The 8,987-nt window shown below is 44.4% G+C and carries 6 protein-coding genes; all 6 read left to right on the forward strand.

What is annotated here, in order from left to right; genetic code table 11:
- Positions 1–163: 163 nt before the first annotated feature.
- Positions 164–1,213 carry a rod shape-determining protein gene (locus tag BCU94_RS01795; protein ID WP_076538556.1) on the forward strand — a complete coding sequence of 350 codons (1,050 nt, stop codon included), beginning with the start codon at positions 164–166 and terminating at the stop codon, positions 1,211–1,213.
- 63 nt (positions 1,214–1,276) lie between these two features.
- Positions 1,277–2,179, forward strand: coding sequence for a rod shape-determining protein MreC (gene mreC, locus BCU94_RS01800; RefSeq protein ID WP_102439997.1), 903 nt, complete (start codon positions 1,277–1,279; stop codon positions 2,177–2,179).
- A complete protein-coding gene (gene mreD, locus BCU94_RS01805) occupies positions 2,176–2,664 on the forward strand; it encodes a rod shape-determining protein MreD (protein WP_102475458.1) in 489 nt (162 codons plus the stop codon). The genes mreC and mreD overlap by 4 nt, the downstream gene beginning before the upstream one ends.
- A gap of 2 nt (positions 2,665–2,666) precedes the next feature.
- Complete coding sequence (locus BCU94_RS01810) at positions 2,667–3,254, forward strand: Maf family protein (RefSeq protein WP_102475459.1); 588 nt, start codon at positions 2,667–2,669, stop codon at positions 3,252–3,254.
- A 94-nt stretch (positions 3,255–3,348) separates the two neighbouring features.
- A complete protein-coding gene (gene rng / locus BCU94_RS01815) occupies positions 3,349–4,839 on the forward strand; it encodes a ribonuclease G (protein ID WP_102475460.1) in 1,491 nt (496 codons plus the stop codon).
- Positions 4,839–8,987, forward strand: a 4,149-nt coding sequence (locus BCU94_RS01820; RefSeq protein ID WP_102475461.1) for a YhdP family protein, incomplete at its 3' end; no start/stop codon positions are given. The genes rng and BCU94_RS01820, both read left to right, overlap by 1 nt.

Raw genomic sequence — 8,987 nt, forward strand, 5'->3', positions numbered from 1 at the left:
TTATAGGCTGTTTTAAGTCAAAATTTAATTAATTTGCCTAATATAGAAAAAAAAACCCTAGATTAGCGATTGTTAACCTGTTCGGTCTTGTGGAAAGCCAGCGGCATTGATAAAGTTACCTGATTTTTCTTTCTTCTGACGATACAGAATACAGGCTAGATACATGTTCAAAAAGCTGCGTGGCGTTTTTTCAAATGACCTATCGATCGATTTAGGTACGGCAAATACATTAATTTACGTTCGTGACGAGGGGATCGTGCTAAACGAGCCATCGGTGGTCGCGATTCGTGGCGAGCGTGGCAGCAGCGGACAAAAATCAGTAGCTGCTGTGGGTACAGATGCAAAGCAAATGCTAGGCCGTACTCCTGGAAATATTCAAGCAATTCGACCAATGAAAGATGGCGTAATTGCTGACTTTTACGTGACTGAAAAAATGCTACAGCACTTCATTAAGCAAGTGCATAACAATAGCTTTTTCCGTCCAAGCCCGCGTGTCCTTGTTTGTGTGCCAGTTGGCGCAACACAAGTTGAGCGTCGTGCCATTCGTGAATCAGCCATGGGCGCTGGTGCGCGTGAAGTTTACTTAATTGAAGAGCCAATGGCTGCTGCAATCGGTGCTGGTTTACCAGTATCAGAAGCTACAGGTTCAATGGTTGTTGATATTGGTGGTGGTACTACTGAAGTGGCGATTATCTCGTTAAACGGTGTGGTTTACTCGTCATCAGTACGCATTGGTGGTGACAAATTTGACGATGCCATCATTAACTACGTACGCCGTAACTACGGTAGCTTAATCGGTGAAGCAACGGCTGAGCGTATTAAGCACACTATTGGTACTGCATATCCTGGCGACGAAGTACTTGAAATTGAAGTACGTGGTCGTAACCTTGCCGAAGGTGTACCAAGAAGCTTTACCCTAAATAGCAATGAAATCTTAGAAGCGCTACAAGAGCCGTTATCAGGTATTGTGAGTGCGGTAATGGTTGCATTAGAGCAGTCTCCACCAGAGCTGGCTTCAGATATTTCTGAGCGTGGCATGGTATTAACCGGTGGTGGCGCATTATTGCGTGATCTTGACCGTTTGCTCATGCAAGAAACCGGTATCCCGGTGATGGTTGCTGAAGATCCGCTAACCTGTGTTGCTCGTGGTGGCGGTAAAGCGCTAGAGATGATCGACATGCACGGTGGCGACTTATTCTCTGAAGAGAACTAAAGAGCGAACCAATGGCGGTGTATATTTTGACTTCTATAGCTAAAATGTCACCGCCTGATAATTATGAAACCAATTTTTGTTCGTGGTATATCGCAACAATTTAGATTAACACTGGCAATTATCTTGTCGGTGGTATTACTTATCGCTAATGATCGCCTAGAACCTCTTCGTCAGTCCATTTCTTCTGTTTTAAGCCCGCTTCAATATTTAGCTAATGTCCCTGGTGTGATGCTGGATTGGTCTGCCGATTCTATTGCTACCCGTAATATGTTGGCGATACAAAACAAAGAGTTGATGCGCCAGCAATTACTGATGTCTGAGCGTTTACAACGTTTTGAACACTTGAGACAAGAAAATGAGCGCCTTAGAGCCTTACTCGGCTCACCGGTGCACATGGACTCGCGTAAAGTTGTCGCAGAAGTGATGGAAGTGGCAAGCGATCCTTTCAGGCATTATGTGGTACTTAACCACGGCGCTCGCACAGGGGTATTCGTCGGCCAGTCGGTTGTCGATGCCAAAGGCGTTGTTGGCCAAGTGGTTGAAGTGAGTGAACTTACCAGTCGAGTATTATTATTGACTGATACCAGCCACGGTATTCCGGTGCGAATTACCCGTAATGATGTTCGCGCCATTGCTCAGGGCACCGGTGATATCGATGAAATCGAATTACGCCATGTGGCTAAAAGTACCGACGTTAAAGTGGGTGACTTACTGGTGACATCGGGTCTTGGTAAGCGTTTTCCTGAAGGTTACCCTGTGGCACGTGTGATGAACATTTCTCGTGATGCTGGCCAAAGTTACTCAGTTATTTCTGCGCAGCCATTAGCGGCCTTAGACCGTATCCGTTATGTATTATTGATTTGGCCTGATGAAGACCTTGAGTCTCTCAAGCCAACATTAGTCTCCGATATTCCTCCCCTTGAGGCAGATGCTGAATTAGTGACCGATACTGAGGTGAGCCAATGAGTGCGCATATTGCCAATGGCCGCATGGTGGTGTTGATCACCATTTTTGTCAGTATGATGTTTCAAATCATGCCGCTGCCGCCCATTGTTGAAGCTTGGCGACCAGATTGGTTGTTAATGGTAATGATTTATTGGGCGATGGCACTGCCACATCGTTATAGCGTACTTACCGCATGGGTCGTTGGCGTGCTGCTTGATGTGCTGCTTGGCGCAACCTTAGGGGTGCGCTCGTTAGCCTTTTCGATTGTCATTTATCTTATTGTGATCCAATCCCAAAGGTTACGTAACTTTACCCGTTGGCAGCAGTCTATATTAGTGGCGCTGTTTGTATGTTTATATCATTTTATTATTTATTGGGTCGAATTTGTAATTAACGGTGTTGGCTTCGATTGGTCAATGTTCTTACCTGCGATCTCCAGTATTTTCATGTGGTGGTGGTTTTTTTGGGTGCTACGCAACATTCGTCGACGTTATAAGGTTCGCTAAGTATGAGTTGGGTTCTTGCTTCAACATCGCCACGCCGCAAAGAGTTACTGGCCCAAGCTGGGTTTTCAGATGCTGGATTTTCTTTTAAGCAGGTAGCACCAGATATTGATGAATCACATATTGCTGGTGAGTCAGCCGCCGATTTCGTGCTGCGATTAGCTAAAGAAAAAGCCGCTGCAGGCTTGGCCTTGTGTACTGAAATCGACGATGCCAAAGTATTAGGCTCAGATACGATAGTGGTGCTAGGTGAACAGATTTTAGGTAAGCCAGTAGACAGACAAGATGCTCAAGCTATTTTAGCGTCATTGTCGGGGCAAACCCATCAAGTCATGACAGCTGTTGCAGTGACTGATGGCACTACAACCCTAACAAGGCTTTGCCAAACGGCGGTAACCTTTTGTGAGTTATCCGCCCAGACTATTGAGGCCTATATTGATACCCAAGAGCCAATGGATAAAGCCGGTGCTTATGGTATTCAAGGATTAGGTGGCTGTTTTGTACAGGCAATTACAGGCAGTTATTCTGCCGTTGTCGGGTTACCGTTAGTAGAGACTCGCGAACTACTCATTGAAATGAACCTGATTAAATAAATAACACTCCTTTAGGTTATCTGTCTTTGACACTGAGCTGCAGAAGTTGGCTCGATAACCCATATCGTATAACAAGACGTTAAACAGGTGGCTTATGCAAACTAAAGCTCAGCGTAAAAAAGGCTCTGAATTACTGATTAACGTGACGCCAACAGAAGCGAGAGTCGCGCTGGTTGAGCATGGCGTACTGCAAGAAGTCCATATTGAACGACGTATGAAGCGTGGTTTAGTGGGTAATATTTACAAAGGTAAAATCAGTCGGGTGCTACCTGGCATGCAAGCCGCTTTTGTGGATATTGGTCTTGAAAAAGCTGCATTTTTACATGCTTCAGATATTGTTCCCCATACTGAATGTGTTGCCGATGTTGAAAAAGGCAACTTTGTGGTGCGTGATATTGCCGAATTAGTCAGGCAAGGTCAGGACATCATAGTGCAAGTGGTGAAAGATCCCCTTGGCACTAAAGGCGCCCGCCTGACTACCGATATCACTTTGCCATCACGCTACTTAGTCTTTATGCCCGGTTCAAGCCATGTAGGCGTGTCTCAGCGTATCGAAGAAGAGACTGAGCGGGCTCGCTTAAAAGCCATTACCGAACCTTATGTTGACGAGGATGGAGGCTTTATTATTCGCACCGCTGCTGAAGGCGTGGGCGATGATGAACTGGCTCAAGACGCGGCGTTTTTGCGCCGGGTATGGAAAAAAGTCTGCGAGCGTAGAAAGCGCAAAGGCGCGACTTTGTTGTATCAAGACTTAGCCCTACAGGTGCGGATTATTCGTGACTTTGTTGGCACTGAACTTGACCATATTCAAGTGGATTCTCGACGCACTTTTGCAGAGCTGCAGGGTTTTGCCCAAGAATTTATGCCTGAAATTGCTGAAAAGCTCGAACATTACTCAGGGCCAGCCCCCATTTTTGAACTCTATGACGTTGAAAATGAAATTCAGCGCGCATTGGGGCGTAAAGTCGAATTAAAGTCTGGCGGCTATTTAATTATTGATCAAACTGAAGCTATGACCACAGTCGATATTAATACCGGCGCTTTTGTGGGGCATCGTAACTTAGCCGAGACCATTTTTAATACTAACCTTGAAGCCACTCAAGCGATTGCTAGGCAGCTGCGGTTACGTAATTTAGGTGGCATTATCATTATCGACTTTATTGATATGCTAAATGATGAACATAAAAAGCGGGTGCTAGACAGCTTAAATAGCGCTTTAGCGAACGACAGAGTTAAAACCAGTGTCAGCGGTTTTTCGGGTTTAGGTTTAGTGGAAATGACCCGTAAGCGCACCCGTGAAAGTTTAGAGCACGTCGTCTGCGGCGAGTGCCCAGCTTGCCAAGGTACTGGCTCAATGAAAACCGTTGAAACTGTTTCTTATGAAGTGTTTAGAGAAATCATTCGCTTGAATCGTGCTTACCAAGCAGATGAGTTTTTATTGTATTGCTCGCCTGCGGTTTATAAGAGCTTAAGCAATGAAGAAGGGCATTTATTAGCCGAGCTTGAAGTGTATATCGGTAAACGTATTAGACTGCAAAATGAAACCTTATATACCCAAAATAAGTATGACGTGGTGATGGTGTAGTGCCCAAGAGTAAAACCTTAATTGCGTGCAGAATATGCTTTCAATCAGTAGCCGTAGTCTTGGTACTATTCGCGCTAGCGGTCAGTCTTATCCGCGGTTTACTGCCACATTTACCTGAAGTGCGTTCAGAAATTGTTGATTATTTATATCAGCAATATCAGCTTGAGGTTCAAGTGGGTGAGGTTTCTGCTGAATGGCAGGCCTATGGCCCCGCTTTAACCGTCAGTAATATCGTGATCCCGCCGCAGCAAGCTATACCAGTGACTGCAATTGCCAGCAAGGTACATCTAAAACTGGATTTTTGGCAAACGCTACTTAGCCTTAGCCCGCAAATCGAAACCGTCAAATTTGATGGTATTCAAGTCGCTCTTAATCTGGATGATCTCGCTGTATCAGACGCCTCCTCAAGCACAGTTAGTGATCTCGATTGGCTCTATGCGCTATTGTTAGAGCAACTAGAGACTTTTTCAATCAGTGATGGCACCTTACAATTACTCAGTAACAGCCATGATTATCGGCCGATATTTATTAGTAATTTAACTTGGCATAATATGGCGGGTATGCACAGAGCTAAAGGCTTTATACATCTTGATGAGCAAGCTTCAGAAAAAGAGCTACTGGCTTTAAGAGTTGATTTAAAAGGCAGTGGTTATCAACCCGATAATCTTAAGGGCCAAGTGTATATCTCGGCTGAGTCGTTGGACTTGGGGGAATGGGCATCAAGACAACATGAGAAAGAGTTAAAGCTTGATAGTATTGAATTTGAAGGCATTGTAAATTTAAAAGCTTGGCTCGGGTTTGAGCACCGCACCATTAATACTGGTTTATTAGTCTTTGAGCCAAGTTGGCTACAATGGCATGGGACTACTGAGTCGCAGAAATTTGAAATTGGTGGCGGCGCGTTAACTTGGCAGCCCAGTGATAACGGCTGGCAGATTAATAGCTATGACCTTGATTTTAAATCGAATGAGCAAGCTTGGCCTGAATTACAACTATCTTTAAAAACCAACTACCGTGATTTATCGGTTAGCGTTAATCAAATCGCCCCAGAAATGCTGACACCATTATTGCCGTTAATCCCGTCAATGGGCCTTAAAGGGGTTGAGCAATGGGGTAAATTGCAACCACAGGGCAGTATTGGGCCACTGCAATTACTCAAAGTTGCCGATAAACCGCTATTGTTTAAAACTGATATTAAACAACTGCAATGGCAAGCTGCGGGGAATATTCCCGGCAGTAAACCCATTGATGGCAGCCTTTCTTGGGCTAATAATCTATTAAGTGCCGAGTTTCCTGCGCAGCAATATCAGCTAGATTTTCAAGATGGTTTTGAAGCGCCGCTAACATTATCGGCTGATGCATTTAAAGCGCAGTATAGTTTAGCTAAATCACGGCTTACCTTACCCAAAGTCCATTTTTACAATGATGATATTGATCTCGCCGCATCAATGCAGCTGGATATGGCTGCGCAAGCGCACTTGGCGTTAAATGCTAATGTGGCTATCAGCAATGCTGCCAATGCAGGGCGTTATTTCCCTCTTAAAACCATGAGTGATGATTTAGTCAGTTATCTAAACCAGGCTATTCTCAAAGGTCATATTCCTGATGCGCAAGTTGTGTGGCATGGTGATCTAAGCGGTTTTCCTTATCAAGACAGTTCAGGTATTTTTCAAGCTGGGTTTAACCTTAATGACGGCGCATTTGAGTTTCAGCCTGATTGGCCCAAAGTTGATGATTTGAGCTTATATGCCTTATTTGAAAATGCCGCCATGGATATCATGATTAATAAGGGCAAATTATTAGACGTAAATGCTGCTGGCGCCCATGTTTATATTCCGTTTATGGGTAAAGATACCACCTTAAAAATTGAAGCTGAAATCGCGGCAACAGCAGCGGCTGCAAAAACGCTTATTGATAACTCGCCTTTGCAATCATCTGTGGGGACGACCTTGGATGTGGTTCAAATTTCAGGGGATATTATCAGTGATTTAGATTTAACCATTCCGCTGTATGAGGGCGGTGTTGCTGACAATAAAGGCTTAATTCATTTTAACGATAACCAGGTGTTTATCGCCACACCAGGGCTTAACTTGGAAAAAGTAAATGGCACTGTGGCATTTATTAATGCTGAAGTTAACGGCAATCAAATCAACGCAGATTTATTTGAGCAGCCACTGACATTTGATTTTGGCACCAACAAAACCTCAGCTGATGATTTAGCCTTAAGCGTTGGTTTAAAAGGATTGTGGGATTTAGACAATCTACCTGATTATATTGATAACCCGTTATCTGACTATTATTCCGGTCAACTGGATTGGGATGGCGGGGTCACTATGATATTTGATGCCACAGGTTACAGCCTGCAAGTACAGCTTAACTCAGACTTAGTTGGCGCTGAATTATCCTTACCTGCGCCGTTTACAAAAGCAGCCGCTACGCCTACCCGATTAAGTGCAGAGCTTATTGGCGATAATAAACAGGCCTCATTGGGGCTTAAACTAGCGAAACAAGCTGAGTTTTGGGGCGGCTTCAATCAACAAAGTGGTGATAATTTAGCCCATTATGATCTGATCTTGGGGCGTCAGTTTAAGTTAGGCGACAAGCTTGCCAAAGACCAAGGTCATATCATTATTGATTTACCTGATGCGGTGCTGACTCAGTGGCTGCCGATCATCAGTCAATTTACCGATAAGGCAAGCTCAAGTATCGATCTTCCAGATACCACGGCTGCGGCACTGGTAAATACTGAAGAGGAAATGGCCAGTATTTTTGCCAATAAGCCTGCAGCTGAGTCAGCCGTGGTTGATACTGTGACAGCCCATGCTGCGGAAACCTCAGCGCCCACTGAAAACCAGCCTAGCACCACAGAAGCTACCCTAACGCGGCCAAAAGCTAGCTTCTTCCCGCCGCTAGCGTTAATTGATGCCAAGGTGGGTAAATTAGATATTTTAGCCCAAGACTTTAATCAACTGAGTTTTAGCGCCAAGCCGTTAGAGCATGTATGGCGTTTTGATGTTTTGTCACAAGAATTTGATGGGCGGATTGATTTTTATTCCAGTTGGCGTGAACAAGGCTTAAAAGTTGTTGCCAGTAAATTGCATTTAACGCCCAGGGTTAAACCTGCTGAAGAAGCGGAGTTCAGCCCAGATAATATGCTCGATAATTTACCGCCATTAGCTGTGGATGTGGATGATTTTGGCATCTACGATAGGCGTCTGGGCCATTTAGTGCTGCAGGGTATTCCTTATGAAGACGGTTATCGCTTTCAAACATTAACCCTCACCCGGCCCATTGTTAGCTTGCAAGCTACTGGCGATTGGACCTTTAAAGATGGCAAAAACCTGACTAAGTTTGATGTTAAATTGAAAGCCAGTAAATTTGATGCATTGTCAGAAGTCCTTGGGATTAACCCCGGCTTAAAAGACGCCCCCCTTGATTTAGTTGGTGAGTTTTCATGGCAGGGCCCGCCTTATGGTTTCTCATTAGACACCCTAAACGGTAAATTACGTTTTGATATGGGCAAAGGTTACTTATCTGAAATTAGTGATAAAGGTGCGCGGATATTCTCGCTATTTAGCCTAGATTCTATAGTGCGTAAGTTATCTTTAGATTTTTCTGATGTGTTTGGTAAAGGGTTACACTTTGACTCGTTCGGGGGCTCACTTAATATCGATAACGGTGTGGTTAAAACCACTGACACTGAAATGGATGCGATTGCCGGTAATATGAAAGTGCGTGGTTATACTGATTTAACCACCCAAAGTTTAAATTATGATATTCGCTTTATTCCGCAATTGGCATCAAGTGTGCCTACAGTGGTATTGCTCAGTACCAGCGCATGGACTTTAGGCTTAGGTGCCTTTGCCTTGACCAAGGTATTAGAGCCTGTGATTGAGGTTATTTCTGAAATTCGTTTTCGCCTTGGTGGTACTATGACCGAGCCACAATTAGAAGAGCTTGAGCGAAAAAGTAAAGAAATCGAAATCCCAGAATCAATTTTGCCAAGAACGCCAGCAACACAAGTCAGCCCTGATAAGGTCGGGGCAGGTACGGTAAGCTCGGAAGCTATTAGCTCTAAAGCTGAGAGTGTAGAACTAAACCGCTCTGAAAATCAGCCGAATGCAACTGATGTTAATAAAGCTAATGTT

Origin of the sequence: Shewanella sp. 10N.286.52.C2, assembly GCF_002874545.1 — a bacterium.
Classification (GTDB): Bacteria; Pseudomonadota; Gammaproteobacteria; order Enterobacterales; family Shewanellaceae; genus Shewanella.

Excerpts from the sequence above, each read along its gene's own strand:
- BCU94_RS01795 (WP_076538556.1), top strand. The coding sequence starts at position 164 with ATGTTCAAAAAGCTGCGTGGCGTTTTTTCAAATGACCTATCGATCGAT.
- mreC (WP_102439997.1), top strand. The coding sequence starts at position 1,277 with ATGAAACCAATTTTTGTTCGTGGTATATCGCAACAATTTAGATTAACA.
- mreD (WP_102475458.1), top strand. The coding sequence starts at position 2,176 with ATGAGTGCGCATATTGCCAATGGCCGCATGGTGGTGTTGATCACCATT.
- BCU94_RS01810 (WP_102475459.1), top strand. The coding sequence starts at position 2,667 with ATGAGTTGGGTTCTTGCTTCAACATCGCCACGCCGCAAAGAGTTACTG.
- rng (WP_102475460.1), top strand. The coding sequence starts at position 3,349 with ATGCAAACTAAAGCTCAGCGTAAAAAAGGCTCTGAATTACTGATTAAC.